Origin of the sequence: Pseudalkalibacillus berkeleyi (assembly GCF_021608225.1) — a bacterium.
Taxonomy (GTDB): Bacteria; Bacillota; Bacilli; order Bacillales; family Fictibacillaceae; genus Pseudalkalibacillus; species Pseudalkalibacillus berkeleyi.
This window is the reverse complement of record NZ_JAKIJS010000007.1, coordinates 15,939-36,390: the sequence shown is the minus strand read 5'-3', so window position 1 is coordinate 36,390 and position 20,452 is coordinate 15,939. Positions and strand designations below refer to the sequence as shown.

General features: G+C 40.1%; 16 protein-coding genes, 2 tRNA genes and 2 other annotated features. Of the genes, 12 read left to right on the top strand and 6 right to left on the bottom strand.

What is annotated here, in order from left to right:
- Positions 1-832: 832 nt before the first annotated feature.
- On the top strand, positions 833-1,615 hold the full coding sequence (locus L2716_RS18200) for a hypothetical protein (RefSeq protein ID WP_236339364.1): 783 nt from the start codon (positions 833-835) through the stop codon (positions 1,613-1,615).
- A 25-nt stretch (positions 1,616-1,640) separates the two neighbouring features.
- Here L2716_RS18200 and L2716_RS18195 read toward each other — a convergent pair whose 3' ends face one another.
- Entirely contained in the window at positions 1,641-2,603 is a 963-nt protein-coding gene (locus tag L2716_RS18195) for a YaaC family protein (protein WP_236339362.1), read from the bottom strand.
- 123 nt (positions 2,604-2,726) lie between these two features.
- Here L2716_RS18195 and guaB point away from each other — a divergent pair, with 123 nt between their 5' ends.
- The 6 genes from guaB (at position 2,727) to L2716_RS18165 (ending at position 9,654) form a co-directional block, all read left to right on the top strand.
- On the top strand, positions 2,727-4,184 hold the full coding sequence (gene guaB, locus L2716_RS18190; RefSeq protein ID WP_236339360.1) for an IMP dehydrogenase: 1,458 nt from the start codon (positions 2,727-2,729) through the stop codon (positions 4,182-4,184).
- 169 nt (positions 4,185-4,353) lie between these two features.
- Positions 4,354-5,700 (top strand): D-alanyl-D-alanine carboxypeptidase family protein, encoded by a 1,347-nt coding sequence (locus L2716_RS18185; protein WP_236339340.1) that lies wholly within the window; start codon positions 4,354-4,356, stop codon positions 5,698-5,700.
- 187 nt (positions 5,701-5,887) lie between these two features.
- Complete coding sequence (gene pdxS / locus L2716_RS18180; protein ID WP_236339338.1) at positions 5,888-6,772, top strand: pyridoxal 5'-phosphate synthase lyase subunit PdxS; 885 nt, start codon at positions 5,888-5,890, stop codon at positions 6,770-6,772.
- A 23-nt stretch (positions 6,773-6,795) separates the two neighbouring features.
- Positions 6,796-7,398 carry a pyridoxal 5'-phosphate synthase glutaminase subunit PdxT gene (gene pdxT, locus L2716_RS18175; protein ID WP_236339336.1) on the top strand — a complete coding sequence of 201 codons (603 nt, stop codon included), beginning with the start codon at positions 6,796-6,798 and terminating at the stop codon, positions 7,396-7,398.
- Between the two features lie 26 nt (positions 7,399-7,424).
- Positions 7,425-7,649: a binding site (T-box leader), on the top strand.
- A 476-nt stretch (positions 7,650-8,125) separates the two neighbouring features.
- Positions 8,126-9,403, top strand: coding sequence for a serine--tRNA ligase (gene serS, locus L2716_RS18170; RefSeq protein ID WP_236339334.1), 1,278 nt, complete (start codon positions 8,126-8,128; stop codon positions 9,401-9,403).
- 158 nt (positions 9,404-9,561) lie between these two features.
- Positions 9,562-9,654, top strand: a tRNA-Ser gene (locus tag L2716_RS18165).
- A gap of 217 nt (positions 9,655-9,871) precedes the next feature.
- Here L2716_RS18165 and L2716_RS18160 read toward each other — a convergent pair.
- A complete protein-coding gene (locus L2716_RS18160) occupies positions 9,872-10,948 on the bottom strand; it encodes a bifunctional 3-deoxy-7-phosphoheptulonate synthase/chorismate mutase (protein ID WP_236339370.1) in 1,077 nt (358 codons plus the stop codon).
- A 215-nt stretch (positions 10,949-11,163) separates the two neighbouring features.
- Positions 11,164-11,373 (top strand) — a binding site (T-box leader).
- A 278-nt stretch (positions 11,374-11,651) separates the two neighbouring features.
- Between L2716_RS18160 and aroC the strand changes: the two genes are divergently transcribed.
- Genes aroC through L2716_RS18140 form a run of 4 tightly spaced genes read left to right on the top strand, consistent with a single transcriptional unit; the run spans position 11,652 to position 15,918 of the window.
- Positions 11,652-12,818 carry a chorismate synthase gene (aroC, locus tag L2716_RS18155; RefSeq protein WP_236339332.1) on the top strand — a complete coding sequence of 389 codons (1,167 nt, stop codon included), beginning with the start codon at positions 11,652-11,654 and terminating at the stop codon, positions 12,816-12,818.
- A 26-nt stretch (positions 12,819-12,844) separates the two neighbouring features.
- Positions 12,845-13,936, top strand: coding sequence for a histidinol-phosphate transaminase (gene hisC / locus L2716_RS18150; protein WP_236339321.1), 1,092 nt, complete (start codon positions 12,845-12,847; stop codon positions 13,934-13,936).
- 13 nt (positions 13,937-13,949) lie between these two features.
- Positions 13,950-15,047 (top strand): prephenate dehydrogenase, encoded by a 1,098-nt coding sequence (locus L2716_RS18145; RefSeq protein WP_236339318.1) that lies wholly within the window; start codon positions 13,950-13,952, stop codon positions 15,045-15,047.
- 31 nt (positions 15,048-15,078) lie between these two features.
- Positions 15,079-15,918 (top strand): transporter substrate-binding domain-containing protein, encoded by an 840-nt coding sequence (locus tag L2716_RS18140; RefSeq protein WP_236339317.1) that lies wholly within the window; start codon positions 15,079-15,081, stop codon positions 15,916-15,918.
- A 141-nt stretch (positions 15,919-16,059) separates the two neighbouring features.
- Here L2716_RS18140 and L2716_RS18135 read toward each other — a convergent pair whose 3' ends face one another.
- The 3 genes from L2716_RS18135 to L2716_RS18125 form a co-directional block, all read right to left on the bottom strand.
- The gene (locus L2716_RS18135) at positions 16,060-16,731 is read right to left on the bottom strand and encodes a deoxynucleoside kinase (protein WP_236339315.1); all 672 of its coding nucleotides are present in this window, start codon (positions 16,729-16,731) and stop codon (positions 16,060-16,062) included.
- Positions 16,728-17,369 (bottom strand): deoxynucleoside kinase, encoded by a 642-nt coding sequence (locus L2716_RS18130; RefSeq protein WP_236339313.1) that lies wholly within the window; start codon positions 17,367-17,369, stop codon positions 16,728-16,730. Before L2716_RS18130 ends, L2716_RS18135 begins: the two co-directional genes overlap by 4 nt.
- Before the next feature lie 194 nt (positions 17,370-17,563).
- Positions 17,564-18,961 (bottom strand): PhoH family protein, encoded by a 1,398-nt coding sequence (locus tag L2716_RS18125; RefSeq protein WP_236339311.1) that lies wholly within the window; start codon positions 18,959-18,961, stop codon positions 17,564-17,566.
- 368 nt (positions 18,962-19,329) lie between these two features.
- On the opposite strand from L2716_RS18125, the gene L2716_RS18120 reads away from it, so the two are divergent.
- A tRNA-Arg gene (locus tag L2716_RS18120) sits at positions 19,330-19,405 on the top strand.
- A gap of 364 nt (positions 19,406-19,769) precedes the next feature.
- Here the strand turns inward: L2716_RS18120 and L2716_RS18115 are convergent.
- Positions 19,770-20,351 (bottom strand): hypothetical protein, encoded by a 582-nt coding sequence (locus L2716_RS18115; protein WP_236339286.1) that lies wholly within the window; start codon positions 20,349-20,351, stop codon positions 19,770-19,772.
- Between the last annotated feature and the right edge of the window lie 101 nt (positions 20,352-20,452).

Here is a 20,452-nt window from a genome sequence, read left to right as displayed (position 1 = left end):
CCGAAGCCGACCACGGAAGTTAAGCTCGCGCGTCAATGGTAATTGGGGGCTTCCCCCTGTGAGAGTAGAACGTCGCCGGGCACTATCGAGAGTAGTCGAGAGACTGCTCTTTTTTGTATGTTTAAAGAAGTCCGCAAGGAGTTGAGTCTACAAAGTAATTGAGGTTTTGAAAGATCCATGTAGTAAGAAGTTACTGAATTCCCCAAGTGGAAGCAAAAGTTCCACAAGCGAGAGCTGAAGTTCCACAAGTGAAAGAGGAAGTTCCCCAAGTAGGAGCGAAAGTTCCACAAGCGAGTGCGGAAGTACCACAAATATGAGCCAACTATTATTATTGCTTGTATAAGGAAAGATTTTTGTGCCAAAAATCATCTATATTAGAAGTAAGTTGTGGAGTGAGTGCTCGGTAGAGGGAAAATCGTTCTACGAAGCACCTAAAGAGGTGGAATGAGTGCTCGGTAGGAGGGAAATCGTTCTACGAAGCACCTAAAGAGGTGCAATGAGTGCTCGGCAACAAGAAAATCATTCTACGGAGCACCCAAAGAGGAGGAATGAGTGCTCGGCAGCAAGAAAATCATTCTACGAAGCACCCAAAGAGGAGGAATGAATGCTCGGTAACGGAGAAATCATCTTACGAAGCACTCAAAGAGGGCGTATGAGTGCTCGGTAGAAGAGAAATCGTTCTACGGAGCATTCAATCGCACCTTAAATCGCGAAACATCTATCATTTTTCAATAAACTTATGCAAGACAATCATCCTATTCTAAATTCCTTAGAACTCATATAAAATGTATGTATTGAGCTTAATATTCAAATTCAGAATAGGAGTAAGGATATGAAGAAACTCTCGTTATTATTTGCTGTTACTTTTTTTCTAATACTAACTGCTTGTAGTTCTAATTCTGCTACAGAACAGGCAGAGGAAGACCTGCCTAAAACAGAGGAAAGTACAGAAGATGAGAACCAAGAAAATCTATTAGAGGATGAACAGAATGACACAGATACTGGTGAGGAATCCGTAGATACTACGGATGAGTCTAGTGACACTGAAGAGGACACAACATCAGATGAAAATGCTCAAGAAGATAAAAAAGCTTCAGCCATCACGATTGAACTTGCACCTTCTCAAGAATCTTTCAATATAAACGGAATTTCAATGGGAGATACGAGTGATCAAGTGATTGAGGTTCTTGGATCACCTAAAGAAAAACCTCACGGGGATGAGCGTTATGATTATACATTCCAAGATGCTACGTATGGAGAAAAATTAATGGTTGTATTTGATGACGTAGGTGTGAACTTCATTCAGGCAGATACGAGCACAAAGCAAGGTAAGCTGTTGACCGATGAGTTTATAGAATCATTTCCAGGTGATATCTATAAAGCTACAGAGGATCAGCTTCAATTATTTGATGCTAATTCACTTTTCGCATATGTCATAAACGAGGATTCTATTATGGTCGTGGAGAATTATAATTCGGATAATGGAATGGCTCGAGCCTATATGATTACGCATATTGGTGGTTGGGCTTATGCCCGAGGCTGGAGCATGGAAACGTTTAAAGATGATACTCAATTCATTAAAGTAGATGCTACAACTGCAATTTCCGAACAATGAATAATAAGAGAGGATGAAGACAGGTTTATGTCCCATCCTCTTTTTTCTGATTCTCTAAGTGCTGCATAAGCATATAAGGGACTTTCTTTCGGGATATCGTTAAATACCTTGATATAAATGGGAAGTCATTACTGGAGAATGTATGAAATAGCTCGCCCCACCACTCTGTTTCATAACGACAGATCATACTCAAATTGTAGAGTAATAAGTAATGGACCATAACTTCATGAAAAGGCTCAAATCCTTCTCTCGATAATGGACAATACCAGTTTTCATCTAGCGTTTGATAAAAGAGTTGGTCAGGTTGATTCTTACAATCAATCATTATGAATGGGTCGTTAAAACTAATCGCTACTTCTTCATCACAAAATCTTTGCTTTAGGAATTGAACAAATCTTGCTTCTGTCATATGTAGTGCATCGAGAATACTAACGTTCACTTTAAAATGAGTGCCATCCTTATAGATTTTCGCTAATGGACTTTGCCCTGTCATTTGATTGAACAAGTTGTTTAACTCAGGAACACGGACAAGTAAATCCTTCATTTTAAACTTGTCACCCTCGAGTTGTTTAATCCCAAATAATTGCTCAGAGAAATAAGGAAACAGGCCATTCCGTTGTACTTTGATTTCATCATGTAGGAATAGATAGTTTTGTTTCTTTCTTTTTCGAGTCGTTACGCCATGAGCAAGTAACGAGGTAGAACTCGGATAATAGGGATCCACTGTCAAAAGGCAGCATTTTAATAACTGCACCATACCGTAGTACTGAAGAACAGGTTGAAGCTCCAAAGGTGCATGAGTGCATAGATCGAAGTGTCTTTTTCCATGGGTTGCGTAGTAGATGAAGCTGTAGCTATTATTGAAGCTGAGCTCATCACTAGAAGAAGACAATTCAAGCCGGTCATAACATCGCTTTAAATACCGTTGGGTCGTATTCGTACTTAGGAATTGATCAAGGTTATTCCATTCATTAAAGGACCCATTCATACTGTCACATCCATATAGAGCAAATTTTATGAAAAGTCGGACTTATTCCTGCTTTCTTGACAGTAGTTTACCCCATTGTTACTCTACAAATAATATTTAACGATAAAAAGGAGAGTGGGACTTATGTGGGAAGACAAATTTGCACGAGAAGGACTAACGTTTGATGACGTTTTGCTTGTTCCAGCAAAATCATCGGTATTACCTAAAGATGTATCGGTGGGGACGAGATTATCAGAAACGGTGAAACTAAATGTACCTGTAATTAGTGCAGGAATGGACACTGTTACGGAATCCAAGATGGCAATTGCAATGGCTCGTCAAGGTGGATTAGGTATTATCCACAAGAACATGTCAATCGAAGAGCAAGCGGAACATGTAGATCGTGTTAAACGTTCTGAATCAGGTGTTATCACGAATCCATTTTATCTCACTCCCGAACATCAAGTATTCGACGCTGAACACTTGATGGGTAAATACCGTATTTCAGGTGTACCGATTGTTGATGAAGATCGAAAACTCGTCGGTATCATAACGAATCGTGATATGCGCTTTATACAAGATTTCTCAATTAAAATTAAAGATGTGATGACGCACGAGAACCTAGTCACAGCATCAGTAGGAACAACTTTAAAGGAAGCTGAGGAAATTCTTCAGCAACACCGTATAGAAAAACTCCCTCTCGTTGACGAGAATGGAATTTTAAAAGGACTCATTACAATTAAAGATATTGAAAAAGTAATTGAGTTCCCTCATTCAGCAAAAGATTCACAAGGGAGACTACTCGCAGGCGCTGCAGTTGGAGTAACAGCCGACGCATTAATGCGAGTGAAGAAGCTTGTTGAAGCTGGAGTGGATGCACTTGTCATTGACACTGCACACGGACATTCTGAAGGTGTTCTGGATAAGGTCAGAGAGATTAAGTCAGCTTATCCTCAGATCACGATTATTGCTGGAAACGTAGCCACTGCAGAAGGAACGCGAGAACTGATAGAAGCTGGTGTAGATGTAGTCAAAGTAGGAATCGGACCAGGATCTATTTGTACGACTCGTGTTGTTGCCGGTGTAGGTGTTCCACAAGTTACAGCTGTTTATGAATGTGCGACAGAAGCGCGCAAACATAACATACCAATTATTGCTGACGGGGGCATTAAGTATTCAGGTGATGTCGTGAAAGCATTAGCGGCAGGTGGACATGCAGTCATGCTTGGTAGTCTACTTGCAGGCGTTGATGAAAGTCCTGGCGAACGGGAAATTTACCAAGGCCGTCAATTTAAGGTATACCGTGGCATGGGGTCTATTGGAGCTATGGAGCGAGGAAGCCGCGACCGTTATTTCCAAGAAAATAATCAAAAGCTCGTACCAGAAGGCATTGAAGGAAGAGTACCTTATAAAGGGCCACTAGCTGATACGCTGCACCAATTAGTGGGAGGCTTACGCTCAGGTATGGGTTACTGCGGCACACCTACGGTAGAAGATTTACGTGAGAATGCTATGTTCACGCGCATTACAAATGCAGGATTACGTGAAAGTCATCCTCATGATGTTCAGATTACGAAAGAATCACCAAACTACTCCGTTTAATCTGACATATAACCTTTGTCACACAATTGTAAAGAAAGATACGCTGATTGTACTATTTTCATTATTTTTCGGACAGTGGGGTTTCCACTGTCTATTTTTTTGATATTTATTATGGTACAATAACCCATGTTGTATATGGGTTGGAGGTGCAATAAGGTTGGTAAACCGAATGAAACAAACTGTAATTTTATTATTAACGATGGCGCTTTTCGTCACAGGAATGGTCACATCGTTACCGTCAAAAAGTTATGCTGCTCCTAATTTGCAATTAGAGGCTGAATCTGCAATTCTAGTGGACGCAGAAACGGGTAAGATCTTATTCCAAAAGAATGCTGATTTACTATTGCCACCGGCAAGTATGACGAAGATGATGACGGAATACTTAGTACTTGAAGCAATCGATAAAGGAAAAATAAATTGGGATACGCCTGTGAAAATTAGTGATCGTGTACATAAAGTTTCTCAGGATTCTAGTCTATCCAATGTTTGGTTGAGACAAGATGCTGATCCTGATTATACGATTAAAGAACTGTTCGAAGCTGCTGCTATTTACTCTGCAAATGGAGCTACAATGGCGATCGCTGAAACGATTGCCGGATCTGAAACGCATTTCGTTAAAATGATGAATGACAAAGCTAAAGAACTTGGCTTGAAGAAATATAATTTTGTAAATAGTACAGGGCTGAATAACCGTGACTTAAAAGGCAACCACCCAGCAGGTGGCGCTGAAGACATGAATATGATGTCAGCCCGTGATACTGCAAAACTAGCGTACCATCTATTGAAGGATTATCCTGAAGTCCTTGATACAGCGAAAATCCCTGATAAAATGTTCAGAAAAGGTACTGCTGACGAAAACCATATGATTAACTGGAACTGGATGATACCGGATAACCCTCAAGGTTATGGACTATCGTATGAGGGAGTAGACGGACTAAAGACTGGATCAACAGATTTAGCTGGTTATTCATTTACAGGTACGGCTCAACGCAATGGTGTGAGATTGATATCAGTAGTTATGAAAGCTGATTCATATAATGCACGTTTTGAAGAAACTCGAAAACTTTTAGATTATGGCTTCAACAATTTCTCGAAAAAAGAAATCGTCAAAGCTGATTATGAAGTAAAAGGTAAATCTTCTTTACCTGTTATTAAAGGTAAAGAGAAGAAGGTAGCTGTTCAATCTACAGATGCTCTTTCTGTCGTAATTGCAAACGGTGAGGAAGATAAATATAAGCCAAAAGCTGTTTGGAGCAAGAAAGCTCTTAATGATAAAGGTGAACTGACTGCACCAGTCAAAAAAGGAGATCAGGTCGGAACGCTGAAGCTTGAGTACTCCGGTAAGGACGACTTTGGTTATATTACCGAAGAAGCAAGTAAGAAAGCGAGCTCTCCGATCGTCGCTCAAGCAGATGTTGAAAAGGCGAACTGGTTCGTGCTCATGATGCGCGGAATTGGTGGATTCTTTGGAGACATTTGGACGAACGTCGTTGACTCGATTAAAGGCTTATTTTAACAAATATCATATTGGAGGGACTGAGCAGTAAATGCTTCAGTTCCTTTTTTCAAAAACGAGAAGAATTTACCATTAGTATTTTTAGTTGAGGCTTGTGTCTGGATAGGCATGTGTTATGAAAAGTGATACAATAGGATAGGATTTAGAATCATACTAAAAAAACACCTACTGATAGGGGGATTTATAAATGGTACAAACAGGTACTGATCGCGTTAAACGCGGTATGGCAGAAATGCAAAAAGGCGGCGTCATCATGGACGTTGTAAATGCGGAACAAGCAAAAATTGCTGAAGAAGCAGGTGCGGTTGCAGTAATGGCACTAGAACGTGTCCCAGCAGATATCCGTGCAGCGGGCGGAGTCGCTCGTATGGCTGACCCTTCAATCGTTGAAGAGGTAATTGGAGCAGTTTCAATTCCTGTTATGGCGAAAGCGCGTATCGGACATATCGTTGAAGCACGTATACTTGAATCACTTGGTGCAGATTACATCGATGAAAGTGAAGTATTGACTCCTGCAGATGAAGTGTTTCACTTAAATAAACGTGATTTCACTGTACCATTTGTATGTGGTGCACGTGATCTTGGAGAAGCGACACGCCGTATTGGTGAAGGTGCTTCTATGCTTCGTACGAAAGGTGAACCAGGAACAGGTAACATTGTTGAAGCGGTTCGTCACATGCGTCTTATCCAATCTCAAGTGAAAAAGATTGTGGGCATGAGTGAAGACGAATTGATGACGGAAGCGAAGAACCTTGGCGCACCATATGAAATTCTTCTACAAATCAAAAAAGAAGGTCGTTTGCCAGTCGTAAACTTTGCTGCAGGTGGAGTAGCATCACCAGCTGATGCTGCATTAATGATGGAGCTTGGAGCAGACGGTGTATTCGTTGGATCAGGAATCTTCAAATCTGAAAATCCTGAGAAATTTGCACGTGCGATCGTTGAAGCAACGACTCATTATCAAGATTATGAATTAATCGCTAAATTGTCTAAAGGTCTTGGAACGGCTATGAAAGGTGTCGAGATTTCTTCTCTACAACCTTCTGAGCGTATGCAAGATCGCGGATGGTAAGAAAAGACAAAGGAGACATCACGATGGTCACAGTTGGAATTCTTGCCCTACAAGGCGCAATCCGCGAACATGCTCGTTCGCTTGAAGCTTCAGGAGCAGAAGTTAAAATTGTAAAACGTGTAGAGGATTTGAACGACATTGATGCACTTGTCGTCCCTGGTGGAGAAAGTACAACAATGCGTCGTTTAATCGATAAATATGAAATGTTCGGACCTTTACAGGAATTTGCGAAATCAGGAAAACCTGTATTTGGTACTTGTGCAGGCTTGATCTTGATGGCGAAGGATATTATCGGACAAGATGTCGGACATTTAGAGGTTATGGATATCAAAGTTCATCGAAATGGCTTTGGCCGTCAACGTGAAAGCTTTGAAATCCCACTGGATGTCAAAGGACTTGAAGGTGATCCCTATATCGGTGTATTCATAAGAGCACCATATATTGAATCCGTTAGTCCAGATACAGAAGTGTTGGCAACGTTCCAGGACAAAATCGTAGCAGCTAGGCAAGGTCGTTTCCTATGCTGTGCGTTTCATCCAGAATTGACAGATGACCATAGAATGCATGGATATTTTGTCAAAATGGTTGAAGAAACCAAAAACGAGTTGCATAACGTTTCAAAATAGTGTAAATTACTACTAACACAAACATAGAACGAATGTAGATAGGAACTAGTAACAAGTATTCTTACCCTTAGAGAGTCGATGGTTGGTGCAAATCGACGTAAGAACCTTGTGAATCCATCCTTGAGTAAAATACTGAACGAGCCTAGCTCCAGTAAGTATTTTCGGTTAGTAACCGTTACATTACCAGAGTGGTATCATGTTTTGTAATGGTACAACCAGGGTGGCAACGCGGGTTAACTCTCGTCCCTTCGTATAATATTTATGCGATGGGGCGAGAGTTTTTTATTTCTAGGCTGATTATTAACGTCGAATTACTGCGTTGCTCGGTTTTACCGGTCCTCCGAAGTACAGGATGTACTAGTATCGGCGTTGTCTCAGGACGTGACGCTATTAGCCGATTTCATTGTGTCCGGTCCTTAAAACCATCGTGCCTTGTACTTCTCGTTTCTAATCACCCTAGGTTTAGACGAATGATCTACTTCGTCTTTCCGACGCAAAGGACGTGCAAGTACTGCCGTTGTCACAGGACGTGACGTAATTAGGCAGTGAGTGTTACTTGTTTTTTTTAAGATCCTCAAGTATTACTTACACGTTCCGGTCTTAAAAAAACGGCGTGCCTTGAAATACTCGTATCTAATTCGTCTAGGAAAACTGATGATAAACGTCGAATTACGTCGCACAGGACGTGTCGTACTATAATTCTGATTAATTTAAGGAGGAGATTGATATGTTAGATTTGAAATTTGTTCGAGAGCATTTTGATGAGGTGAAAGAGAAACTTTCTACGCGTGGTGAAGATATTTCTGGTTTGGATCAGTTTAAAGAGTTAGACGAAAAGCGTCGTGAGTTAATCAACCAGACAGAAGTGTTGAAAAGTGAGCGAAACAGCGTGTCCAAGCAAGTGGCTGAGTTTAAACGAGAAAAGAAAGATGCAGACCACTTAATTATTGAAATGCGTGAGGTTGGAGAGAAGATCAAAGCTTATGATGAGGAACTTCGACAAGTAGAAGAGAAGCTACAAAACGTTATGCTGACGTTACCAAATATTCCTCATGAGTCTGCTCCGATAGGCGGAGACGAAGAGGATAACGTTGTAGCTAGAAAATGGGGAGAAATTCGTGCGTTTGACTTTGAACCTAAGCCTCACTGGGATGTTGCGACTAACCTCGATATTGTGGACTTCGAAAGAGCGGCAAAGGTTACAGGTAGCCGTTTCGCGTTTTATAAGGGATTAGGAGCTCGTCTAGAGCGTGCGTTGATTAACTTTATGATGGATCTTCATGAAGATCAGCACGGATATACAGAAGTTTTACCACCGTATCTTGTAAATCGCGAGAGCATGACAGGAACAGGTCAGCTTCCTAAATTTGAAGAGGATGCTTTCAAAATTCGTGAAGAAGATTACTTCCTTATTCCGACTGCTGAGGTTCCAGTAACGAATATGCATCGTGATGAAATCTTGAAGCTTGAAGATCTTCCGAAGGCTTATGTTGCGTTCAGTGCGTGCTTCCGGTCAGAAGCTGGGTCTGCAGGGCGTGATACTCGAGGATTAATCCGTCATCACCAATTTAACAAGGTCGAGCTTGTGCACTTTGTGAAGCCTGAAGATTCTTATGAACGATTAGAAACACTAACAGGCCACGCTGAAAAAGTGTTACAACTCTTGAAGCTTCCATATCGTGTGATGAGCATGTGTACTGGTGATTTAGGTTTCACGGCTGCGAAGAAATATGACATTGAAGTATGGATTCCAAGCTATGAGACGTACCGTGAAATTTCTTCTTGTAGTAATTTTGAGGATTTCCAAGCTCGTCGTGCCAACATTCGATTCCGTCGTGAAGCGAAAGCCAAGCCTGAACATGTGCACACATTAAACGGTTCTGGACTTGCGATTGGTCGAACGGTTGCTGCGCTTTTAGAAAACTACCAACAGGAAGACGGTAGTGTTGTTATACCAGAAGTGTTACGTCCATATATGGGGAACAAAAGCGTAATCTCAATGTAGATTATTTGAGAGCTGACAAGACAGTCTGTCAGCTCTCCTTTGCTTTTTAAAGGAATGATTTGAGTGCTATTTTTAAGGAATGTCGATTTTAAAAAATAAATGTCGATTATGTGTTGACGAATGGTTTTTGTCGATGCTATAATGGTTTTTGTCAGTACGGAGGTATACCCAAGTCTGGCTGAAGGGAGCGGTCTTGAAAACCGCCAGGGGCTTAACCGCCCGCGGGGGTTCGAATCCCTCTACCTCCTCCATTTTTATAATCACAGCGCATATTACAACCGGAGATTGTATGTGAGTTTTAAATTCGTTACGAGAGTAACGAATTTTTTTGTACGTAAAGAAAACTTGGCAAGCCCAAGCTTGTGGCGAAGGCTGCCTAGTTGACCTTATACTTTCTAAACGTACAAAAAAGGAGTGACCATAAAGGCATTAAAGCCTTACACGGTCACTCCTTTTTATATGATTGATTTATGAATGGATGAATTGGTTTGGTCGTACTTTATCCATAAATTCGTTGAATTCTTCAATATCCATTTGTTGTGCTGAATCAGATAGTGCGACTGCTGGATCAGGATGTACTTCAGCCATAATCCCATCTGTACCAATTGCAATTGCAGCTTGAGCAGTAGGCACTAGGAGATCTTTTCGTCCAGTTGAATGAGTGACATCTACCATAACAGGAAGATGCGTTTCCTTTTTCAAAATAGGCACAGCTGAAATGTCTAACGTGTTGCGTGTCGCCTTTTCGTACGTACGGATTCCTCGCTCACAAAGAATAACTTGGTCGTTTCCACTTGAGATAATGTATTCTGCAGCATACATGAATTCCTCAATGGTCGCAGACATTCCTCGTTTCAACAGTACAGGCTTATTGACAGATCCTGCAGCTTTCAGTAAGTCAAAGTTTTGCATATTACGGGCACCAATTTGAATGACATCAACGTAATCAAGAGCTTTTTCAAGATCATTTGGATTCAGAATTTCACTAACAACGGCGAGGTTGAATTCGTCCGCTACTTTTCGTAAAATTTGCAAGCCTTCAAATCCAAGACCTTGGAAGTCATATGGAGAAGTCCTTGGTTTAAATGCCCCACCACGAAGTAATGTTAATCCTTGTTCTTTCATAGATTTCGCAACTTCACGAACTTGCTCATAGCTTTCAACTGCGCATGGTCCCATGACGAAATGAGTATTTCCATCGCCGATCAATTCACCTTTCACATTGATGACAGTATTTTCAGGCTTCCGTTTTCTTGATACTAGAAGCGATTTACGATTATCATCCTTTTGCAATTCTAAGCTTGCCTTGAAGATGGTTTTGAAAATATGTTGAAGCGTGGAGGTTTCGAAAGGACCTTCGTTATTTTCTGCTATTAAATCAAGCAGTTGTCGTTCACGAACTGGATCGAAACGTTTCACGCCCTGCGTTTCTTTTACCTTACCTATTTGTTGCACGATTGATCCTCGCTGGTTAAGTAGATCTAAGATCTGCATGTTCACTTTTTCTATTTCTCCGCGCAAAACATCTAATTCATTAGACACGATTACTCCACTCCTTTATAAAAATCATTTTTAAGATTGTTTAAGACTTTAAAGCAACGAACCTATATATGTCAACAGGTTAATTCACAGAAAATTTTTCGCTTTAAACCGCAAAAGCATTCAGAACAAAGATGTAAGCGTATTCAACAATAAAAAATAAAATATTGGTGCTTTACAAAATCAATTGACCGTGTTAAAAATTGATATTAATAAAATAATTATATGCAATGACAGGACAAAGTAATGTCAATCTCACTGTTAAAGAGAGCTGATGGTTGGTGTAAATCAGTACAAAGAATGACATGAAGTTCACCCTCGAGCTTCTTTCTTGGTAAATCTGAGAAAGACGGTGCGATACCGTTAATGAAATGAGAGACGGATACATTTCCGTAACGAGGGTGGTACCGCGATTAAATATCGTCCCTGCTAATCATAGCAGGGGCGTTTTTTATTTATGTTTTTGTTAAAGGAGCCCTTTAAAAGTTGAATGTAGCGATGGGGTAGGAGACTCCTGCGGAAAAAGCGGTTCAGGGGAGACTCTTCACACTTAATAAGGATCTTCGACTAAGATCCACCACATCCTGTGGAAGTGAGGCTCCCGAACCGTCCGCGGAAAGCGAGTACCCAATAGCGAATATTAACAACTCATTTTAACAGAGCTCTATTTATAGAAATGGTTTCTTAATTTCATGCGAGGAGGATTTGGATGAGGTACTTGACGGCAGGGGAGTCACACGGTCCCCAACTAACAACAATTATTGAAGGTGTTCCTGCTGGTTTAACACTAGCAGCTAGTCATATTAATGGTGAGCTTGCTCGTAGACAAAAAGGCTATGGCAGAGGACGAAGAATGCAGATTGAGAAAGATCAGGTAAATATATTAAGTGGTGTCCGTCATGGATCGACATTAGGATCACCGATTACATTGACGGTTGAAAATCGTGACTTCCAACATTGGAGAAAAATAATGGGAGCTGAACCGATTGCGGATGATGAAGAGGTAAAGCGTCAAATCACAAGACCTCGCCCGGGACATGCAGATTTGAATGGTGCAATTAAATACGGACACCGGGATATGCGGAACGTACTTGAACGTTCTTCGGCGAGAGAGACAACGGTTAGAGTAGCAGCAGGCGCAGTTGCGAAACAAATTCTTAGCGAACTAGGCATCCAAGTTGCAGGACATGTAATTGAGATTGGTGGTGTGAAAGCGAACACCACACATAGTGAGTCATTAGAAACTTTACGACAGAAAGCAGAGGATTCCCCAGTACGTTGCTTAGATTCTGAAGCCGAAAAGAAAATGATGAAAGCCATTGATGATGCTAAAGAACAGGGAGATTCAATCGGTGGAATCGTAGAAGTAATTGTTGAAGGAATGCCCGTAGGAGTTGGCAGTTACACACAGTATGACAACAAACTTGATGCAAAGTTAGCCGGTGCCATTATGAGCATCAATGCATTCAAAGGTGCGGAAATTGGCGTTGGTTTTGAAGCCGCCCATCGTCCAGGAAGTGAAGTCCATGATGAAATATTATGGAACGAACAAGATGGTTATACACGCCGAACAAACAATGCAGGTGGTTTTGAAGGCGGAATGACAACAGGAATGCCTGTCGTTGTTCGCGGCGTAATGAAACCAATCCCGACCTTATACAAACCACTACAAAGTGTAGACATAGATTCGAAGGAACCCTTTAAAGCAAGTATAGAACGATCGGATAGCTGTGCTGTACCGGCTGCGAGTGTTGTAGCAGAAGCAGTTGTTGCATGGGAACTTGCTAGTGCGATCGTCAACCAGTTTGGAAATGATCAAATGAATGTCATTAAAGAAAATGTAAGAAGGCATCGTGAATCCGCGAGAGACTTTTAGAAAATACGAGCATTGGAGGAGATCAAATGAAAGTGAAAGAGCAGCTGCTATCTCTACAGGCGTATGATCCTGGAAAGTCCATTGACAATGTGAAAAAGGAACTCGGTCTTACTGAAATTGTGAACTTGGCGTCAAACGAGAACCCATTCGGTTGTTCAGAACAGATTTCAGAAGCATTACGTTCAATCTCACATTTTGCACATTATCCAGATAGTAGAGCAGAAGACTTGAGAGAGAAGCTTGCAAAACAACTGAACATTGAAGAACAACAATTGCTATTTAGTAGTGGTTTAGATGAAATGATCCAGATTATTAGTCGATCACTACTGACACCGGAATCGAATGTTGTTATGGCGTCTTTTACATTTCCACAGTTCCGTCATCATGCAGTCATTGAAAAGAGTGAAATTAGAGCGGTGCCTTTAAAAGACGGTCGACATGATCTTCTCAGTATGCAAAATGAAGTTGACGAAAAGACGAGCATCGTTTGGATCTGTAATCCGAATAATCCGACAGGAACGTATGTGACAGAAACGGAGATAAGAGGATTATTAGAATCTGTTCCAGATGAAACGCTTGTCGTCTTAGATGAAGCGTATTTCGAATACGTAACAGCTGAAGATTATCCAGACGCAATGAAACTAGTCAACGAATATAATAACTTACTCGTGTTACGGACTTTTTCAAAAGGGTATGGGCTTGCAGGTTTTCGCATCGGTTATGCGATTGGCGATACAACACTGATCAGTCAGTTCAACATTAGTAGACTTCCATTCAATACTTCACAGTTCGCCCAAGTTGCTGCTCGTGCAGCACTGGATGATCAAGCATTTATTGAAGAAAGCAAGAACCGTAACCAAGAGGGTTTAAAGCAATTTTATACGTTTTGTAATGCATACCAAATCCCATATTATCCTTCTCAAGGAAATTTTATTTATATTGAACCAGAGCAAGATCTTGATGAAGTGTTCCAATATCTCATACAGAGAGGATATATTGTCAGACCAATTAAAGATGGCATTCGAATAACAGTTGGAAAATATGAAGAAAATGAACAAGTTATTGCTTTATTAAAAGAAATTTTGGTTGATCATCGAACCATTAAATTGTCTTCATAAGGAGAACGAGGCTGTGAACAGACGTGTGTTACTCATAGGGGTTGGTTTAATCGGCGGATCCCTTGCATTAGCGATCAAAAAAGAACATGATGCCACAATCATCGGATATGACTTGAATGAGGAAGAGTGCAAGTTAGCAAAAACACTACAAGTGATTGATGATTATTCTATCCATTTACGTGAAGAAGCGGAACAGGCAGATTTAATCGTATTTGCTACACCTGTAGAGGAGACACTGCGATTAATAGAAGCCTTAAATAGCTTTACATTGAAGCCGAATGTCATCATAACAGACGTTGGAAGTACGAAAGGCAATATCTTAAAAAAAGCAGAACCTTTACAGCAAAAAGGGGTTACTTTTATCGGCGGTCATCCGATGGCAGGCTCACATAAATCAGGTGTCGGTAGTGCTAAGGGTCATTTATTTGAAAATGCCTTTTATATATTCACTTTACTACCAAAGACGCCAAATGAAAAAGTAGTTGAACTGAAAGGCTGGTTAAAGGGAACGAAAGCAAATTTTCAGATGATGGAAGCGGATGAGCATGATCTCGTTACGGGTGTAATTAGTCATTTTCCGCATGTAATGGCGGCAAGTCTTGTTCGACAAGTCCAAGACCAAGCAGAGAAAAATGACTTGATTCACCGCTTAGCTGCAGGTGGATTTAAAGATATTACACGCATTGCTTCAAGTAGTCCGTCAATGTGGCGGGATATCATTCAACATAATCAAGAAAATATTCTCTATCTGATGGATGAGTGGATGATTGAGATGAATGAAGTGAGAGACCTTGTCGCAAAAGGGGATCGAGATCGTATCTACGATTATTTTTCAGGAGCGAAACAATACCGTGATGCGATGCCAGAAGGATCAAAAGGTGCGATTCGTTCATTCTACGATTTATATGTTGACGTGTTAGACCAAGCTGGGGTAATCTCACACATCACAACGATACTTGCTGAAGGAAACATAAGCATTACGAATATACGGATCATTGAAGCACGCGAGGATGTCTACGGAGTTCTAAGAATTAGTTTTCGAACTGACGAAGACCGTGAGAAAGCCAAGAAAATCATTGAGCAACATCAATACGAAACGTACAAAGCTTAACCATAAACATCGTCATTAGGAGGGGAAGAATATGAAAAGAAATCTTTCTGAACGTGAAACCATGAATATTCGACAATTAGGGAGTGAGGCTTTTTTTAACACCCCTTCACTTGTGACAGACTCAGGATCGTTGATCACTTCACGGTTGGATGAAATTCTCGATAAAGGCATCATACGTGTTGGAACGTCGGGTGATTACAAGCCATTTACGTATTTAAATCCGCATACCAGTCAGTTCGAAGGCTTTGATATAGATGTTGCCCATTTATTAGCAGATCAACTTGGGGTAAAAGTACAGTTTGTCCAAACGACATGGTCGAGTTTAATGGATGATCTCACGTCGGATCGTTTTGATATTGCAATGGGTGGGGTAAGTCGAAATCTTGAACGGCAGAAAATCGCGCATCTGACCCAACCTTATTTCAGAGACTGCAAAGCACCGTTAGTACGCCGTGAGGACAAGCTTAAATATCAATGCGTATCAGATATTGATCAACCTTCCGTTCGTATTGGTCTAAATCCTGGGGGTACGAATGAACGTTTTGTCCGAAAGAACATCAAGCATGCGAATGTCATCGTAGTGGATCAAAATTTATCAATCCCCGAAATGGTTGCTACTGGAGAAGTTGATGTGATGATTACAGACCATATTGAAGCGGTTTATCATTCCAATCTGGACCATCGATTGTATCCTGGATATGTGAATGAAAAGTTCGCAAAAAGTGAGAAAGTTTATATGGTCCATAGAGGAGATCTTGATTATCAAAATTGGATTGCGCTTTGGCATGAAGAAATGCATTTATCCGGAGAAATGGATCGACTTAAAGAGAAGTGGGGACTACAAGAGGTTCTGCTAGAGAAAAGTATATAATAAAAAAGGGCTGTCCTGAAAGCAACTCATTTTTGACTAAATCATTTCATTAGAAAACAAGAACAAGTAGAAGGAAGACAATACTTGTTCTTGTTTAAATTTGGGGCTTTTTAGACAGCCACTTTTGCATTTATGTTTTTCTTACACGTGCTGTAGGTTTCGATTACCGTTGATCGTTTCACCAATCTTTTTCAAAATTGGTTCCACTGATTCGGGATTTTGAATCAAGTCGTAATCATTAATGTTGATCTTGAGTACTGGACATGTTGTAAAGTTGTTAATCCAATTTTCATAGCGGCCGTGCATTTCTTTCCAATAGGCAGTAGGCGTTTGCTGTTCCATCGGACGTCCACGAACTTGAATACGGTCAATGATGTCCTGCAGACTTCCTTCAATGTAAATTAATACATCTGGATGAGGGAAGAACGGTGTCATGACCATCGCCTCGAAAAGACTTGTATAGGTTTCATAGTCAATATTTGTCATCGTCCCTTTATCATAATGCATTTTCGCAAAAATGCCTGTATCTTCATAAATGGATCGATCTTGTACAAACCCTCCACCTTGCTCAAACATACGCTTTTGTTCTTTAAAACGTTCTGCAAGGAAATAGATTTGTAAATGAAAGCTCCAACGTTCGAAATCATGATAGAACTTGTCCAAGTAAGGATTTGTATCGACTTTTTCCATTGAGGTTTCGAATGAGAGCTTATTAGCAATCGCCTTTGTCATTGTGGATTTACCGACACCTACTGTTCCGGCAACCGTTATGACAGCGTTTTTTGGAATGTTGTATTTCTCATGGATGCTCATTGCTTCACTTCCTTTTTGTGAAAAGTCTCTTGGACTGTTCTTAAGATTTCCTCTAATTGGTCTGGGTTTTGTACAAAATCAATGTGATCTCCATCAATTGTCATCACTGGAATTTCTGGATGATGCTTTTGAAATTGATACATGAATAGGTCATAGTCTTTAGATAGTTGCTCTAAATAACTCGGGTCAATATTCTTTTCGATGTCTCTTCCTCTTAGCGAAATACGATTCAACAATGTATCCAAACTCGCTTTCATGTAAATCACCATGTTAGGAGAGGGCATGTCCTTTGTGAGAATTTCGAAGATTTGCATATACTTTTGAAAATGAACGTCTTTCAATGTTCGCATAGCAAAGATTCGGTTCTTGAAAATATGATAGTCCGAAACAACGGGGGATTTATGTTCTAAGAATAATCGATCGATATCTTCTAGCTGCTTGAAACGATTGCAAAGAAAGAACATTTCGGTTTGAAAGCTCCATTCCTCAATATCATCATAGAATTTTCCGAGAAAAGGATTCTCTTCGACAATTTCTTTAAGCAGATGATAATTGAATCGATCACTAATCGCTTTGGCTAAAGATGTTTTACCGACACCGATAGGACCTTCCACCGCGATGAAGGGAGTTTTATCCATAAAAGTGCCTCCTATGTACGAAATAGACAAATATCATTGTACCACATGGTGACATATATCGACAGGTTCAAATAGAAAAACGAGCGTAAATAAAGTGCCCGATATTTTCAAGAAAAACGTTCGTCTCTCGTCTATGGCTAGGAGATAAAAATCCTTTCATAGAGGCATATCAGGCACTTTAACATCGAAATAATTTACAGATATCGAGCAGCTTTTTCAGCTAGATTAGAGCGTTCTGTGCGTGAAAGTCGGATAATGCCAATTTCTTCTTCAGACTTTAATCGCTCAATTGTGTAAGTCAGTCCATTATTCACTGAATCGAGGTAAGGATGGTCGATTTGGTCAGGGTCCCCGACCAGTACGATTTTCGTTCCTTTTCCAGCACGACTGACAATTGTTTTCACTTCATGCTTCGTCAGGTTTTGTGCTTCATCAATGATGATAAACTGATTCGGAATGCTCCGTCCTCTAATATAGGTGAGTGCTTCAATTTCCATATTCAATTGTTCAATTTCTTTCTCAATCTTAGGCATACCGCCATTTTTATCATTTTTCTTATTAGAATCAGGATCAATATTGAAAAGCTGTTCCAAGTTGTCAAAGATTGGCTGCATCCAAGGGCGGAGCTTTTCATCCTTTTCCCCAGGTAAATATCCGATGTCTTTTCCCATTGGAACGATTGGACGGGCAACGGTAATTTTCGTGTAATGCTTCATATCTTGAGTCTCGTGAAGAGCAGCAGCTAATGCGAGTAATGTTTTCCCTGTACCAGCTTTACCGATCGCACATACCATTTCAACTTTAGGATCAAGCAACATTTCTAAGAACATACGTTGCTCAACATTTTTTGGACGTAAACCCCATATGAAAGAATCATCATCCGTATGGAATAATGGTCTACATACAAGCCTATTTGTTTTCATGAGGACCCGTCCTAAAGCGGATTGGTTTGTCCCTGTATTACTTTTCATGAGTAGGAAATCCTGTGGAAAGACATCGGTTTGCAGATATTCGGTAAGCTTAGAAAGAGGGAGTTCATGACTGGCATGAAATGCATTAATTAACTCAGGGGATACCATAATTTCGTGGTAGCCTTTGTGAATGGTGAGGGAGCTTTCAACGAGACGATCGTTCTCATATAATTGTGCTTTGAAGTTTAATGTATTCAAAGATTTTTTCAAAGCATCAGCTTTCGCAATCAACAAAATATCATTTGAAACCAAGACGACATCTCTTTTTGGTTGCTCAATTGCGATATTCACCGCGACAGCCAAAATACGATTGTCATTGGAATCTTCATTAAAAATGCCCTTGATGTTTTCAAAAGAGCGATGATTTAGTTCAATCACAAGTGTTCCACCATGATCAAGTGGAAAAGGTTCATGTAGGCGATCTTTGTATTTTTCGCGCAAAGTCTTATACTGTCGGCCAAACTCCCGAGCATTTCGACCAACTTCATCTTGCAATCGCTTTTTTGAATCGATTTCTTCAACGACTACAGCTGGGATGACAACATCGTTCCCTGCATATTTAAAAATTGAAGCAGGGTCATGTAAAATAACATTTGTGTCCAAGATATAGATCTTGTTCAAGGATCCAACCCCTCTCGAGAATGACTAGTATACGCATAATTACATATTCGATTTTATACCTATCTTTTCCTTTAATATCGGTTATTTACTCATGGAAATGTATAGAATATATTCATTTTCACTAAAGAATAAACGAATTGAGTTAGCGAATACCAGTTTTCTATATATCATATGAAGCAAGTAAGGTTTTCGGTATTGCAAATGGTGAGAAAATTCTTCCATATGTTACCGATGTTAAAGGTATTTGCACGGTATATGTCCATGTATATGTAAACAATGTACGTTTCATAAGTGGCTGAGACGATTTGTTCCAATATATTTACGGAATGCCTCTAAATCATTATAATAAAGAGTGCATTCAAAAAAACGGCCCCGTAGCTCAGTGGATAGAGCGTCGGTTTCCTAAACCGTGCGTCGCAGGTTCGATTCCTGCCGGGGCCGCCATTAGAGGTATACGACCCGTTTTTGGGTCTTTTTTATTACATTTAAATGGAAATTTATTGTAGAATTCATTTGGGGGGATGTAGTAATGGGGAAAGTTTTTTTGAGTTGTTTTTTATTCGTTATTTTGGCAGATTTCATTTATACATTCTTTGATATCAGCACAAATTTAATTTTCTTTGATCATGGTAGTAGATTGGTCTCCCCAGAACATCACCCTCCATTAATCACGTTCTTGTATCAGCATCGAAGTGTAATCCGGATCCTTTTCTGGATCATTGCCATTGGATTGGCGTTATACTTTAAACTTCCAAGAAAATATATAAAGAAAGACCCTCATATGTGAAAGAGGGTCTTTCAAGAGTACCTAGTATTGGTAACAGCTGTCTTTCGATGATCCATCTTCAAAAATTCGATAGTTACAAAGTGTGTTTTCTTTTCCATTCGTGTAATGGACGGATACAAAGTCAGATTTCCCAGTCTGTTCATTCCAGTTAATAGACAAAGCGATATTTACATCTCCGTTCAGTAAGCCTTGAATATCTACCTCATCCATTTCTCCTGTGAACTGATAACCTTTCGCTGTGAGAAGATCATATGTCCACATTGTTGTGCCTTCCATTGCATTAAGGTGCTCCCTATATTCCGTACCCATTATGGCTTCGACCTCAGATTTCGTTTGCGCAATACTGATACGTTCACGTATGTAGTTCATCTGTTCCTCTGTCTTACTCATTTCATTGTTATCCTTCACTTGACGGGACACAGTCGTGTTCGTTTGTGTATTTGGTTGTTCAGTTTGTATTTTATTTTCAGTATCTTCTTGAGTATGCATGTATTCAGTTTTATCGTTACTCCCTTGAGCTGCCTTACTTTCAGTGACGATCTCTGGGCTAAAAATGAATCCGAATGATAAGATAAGTGCTAAGGCTATCGTGAATGTTTTCAACAAAAAAACCCCCTAAAAAATTGCTTACTCTACTTATTAGACGAATAAGCACCTTAAAAGGTTTCAAAAACATTTCTTTTGTTACAAAAAGATTACAAGGA

What these genes read in the sequence shown, in the direction of transcription:
- pdxT (WP_236339336.1), top strand. Translation starts at nt 6,796, where the DNA reads ATGGTCACAGTTGGAATTCTTGCCCTACAAGGCGCAATCCGCGAACAT.
- aroC (WP_236339332.1), top strand. Translation starts at nt 11,652, where the DNA reads ATGAGGTACTTGACGGCAGGGGAGTCACACGGTCCCCAACTAACAACA.
- L2716_RS18130 (WP_236339313.1), bottom strand. Translation starts at nt 17,369, where the DNA reads ATGGATAAAACTCCCTTCATCGCGGTGGAAGGTCCTATCGGTGTCGGT.
- L2716_RS18140 (WP_236339317.1), top strand. Translation starts at nt 15,079, where the DNA reads ATGAAAAGAAATCTTTCTGAACGTGAAACCATGAATATTCGACAATTA.
- L2716_RS18200 (WP_236339364.1), top strand. Translation starts at nt 833, where the DNA reads ATGAAGAAACTCTCGTTATTATTTGCTGTTACTTTTTTTCTAATACTA.
- L2716_RS18195 (WP_236339362.1), bottom strand. Translation starts at nt 2,603, where the DNA reads ATGAATGGGTCCTTTAATGAATGGAATAACCTTGATCAATTCCTAAGT.
- pdxS (WP_236339338.1), top strand. Translation starts at nt 5,888, where the DNA reads ATGGTACAAACAGGTACTGATCGCGTTAAACGCGGTATGGCAGAAATG.
- serS (WP_236339334.1), top strand. Translation starts at nt 8,126, where the DNA reads ATGTTAGATTTGAAATTTGTTCGAGAGCATTTTGATGAGGTGAAAGAG.
- L2716_RS18185 (WP_236339340.1), top strand. Translation starts at nt 4,354, where the DNA reads ATGAAACAAACTGTAATTTTATTATTAACGATGGCGCTTTTCGTCACA.
- guaB (WP_236339360.1), top strand. Translation starts at nt 2,727, where the DNA reads ATGTGGGAAGACAAATTTGCACGAGAAGGACTAACGTTTGATGACGTT.
- L2716_RS18135 (WP_236339315.1), bottom strand. Translation starts at nt 16,731, where the DNA reads ATGAGCATCCATGAGAAATACAACATTCCAAAAAACGCTGTCATAACG.
- hisC (WP_236339321.1), top strand. Translation starts at nt 12,845, where the DNA reads ATGAAAGTGAAAGAGCAGCTGCTATCTCTACAGGCGTATGATCCTGGA.